Origin of the sequence: Rhodopseudomonas sp. BR0C11, from assembly GCF_010820945.1 — a bacterium.
Taxonomy (GTDB): Bacteria; Pseudomonadota; Alphaproteobacteria; order Rhizobiales; family Xanthobacteraceae; genus Rhodopseudomonas; species Rhodopseudomonas palustris_H.
The window spans coordinates 1-903 of the sequence record NZ_QTKI01000763.1; the positions used below are offsets into that span (position 1 = coordinate 1).

At 66.8% G+C, this 903-nt stretch carries 1 protein-coding gene and 1 pseudogene; both read left to right on the forward strand.

The features are described 5' to 3' along the window. A pseudogene (locus DYI24_RS27210) lies at positions 1–190 on the forward strand (phosphonate metabolism protein/1,5-bisphosphokinase (PRPP-forming) PhnN); the annotation flags it as partial. Continuing rightward, the gene (locus DYI24_RS27215; protein ID WP_164574529.1) at positions 171–818 is read left to right on the forward strand and encodes a pyridoxamine 5'-phosphate oxidase family protein; all 648 of its coding nucleotides are present in this window, start codon (positions 171–173) and stop codon (positions 816–818) included. The pseudogene DYI24_RS27210 and the gene DYI24_RS27215, both read left to right, overlap by 20 nt. Positions 819–903: the final 85 nt, after the last annotated feature.

Genomic DNA, 903 nt, shown 5'->3' on the forward strand with positions numbered 1-903 from the left:
CACGGCGCCGGCCGAGGTGCTGGCGGCGCGGATCGCGGCGCGGGCTCGCGCCAGCGACGGCAGCATCACCGACCGCGTCGGGCGCAGCGTTGCAGCGCATCCCGACGTCACCATCAGCAATGTCGGCGATCCGATCGCCCACGCCCAAGACTTGTTGGAGATCATCCGCCATGGACGCCCGCAGCCCTGACGCTCCCCGCACCGCCTTCCCTGCGCTCGACACGGTCGAGGCGCTAGAGGCGATCTATGGCGTGCCGAACGACGCCTCCACCGAAAAGGTGGCGCACTGGATCACGCCGCCCTATCGCACGCTGATCGAGAAGTCGCCGTTCGCAGCGCTCGCCACCGTCGGACCCGAAGGACTCGATTGCTCGCCGCGCGGCGACGTGCCGGGCTTCATTCGTGTCCACGACGACACCACGCTGCTGATCCCCGACCGCCGCGGCAACAACCGAATCGACTCGCTGCGTAACGTCGTGCGCGATCCGCGCATCGCGCTGATGCTGCTGATCCCCGGCTCGATCAACGCGCTGCGCATCAACGGCCGCGGCTACGTCACCGCCGACGAGGCCTTGCGGATGTCGTTCGACGTCGAAGGCAAGGCGCCGCGTACTGTGATCGTGATGACGGTCGAGGAAATCTACTTCCAATGCGGCCGAGCGCTGATCCGCTCCGGCCTGTGGGACCCAAGCAAGCAAGTCGCACAGGAATCGCTGCCGACGCCCGGCGAAATCCTCGCTTCAATGACCGAAGGCCGCGTCGGCGGCGAAGCCTACGACCGCGCCTGGCCGGAACGCGCCAAGGCGTCGATGTGGTAGCTTGCCTCCCGCACGTCCACCGTCATTGCGAGGAGCGAAGCGACGAAGCAATCTAAACTCCATACGTTGAGCCTCTGGAAAGCTC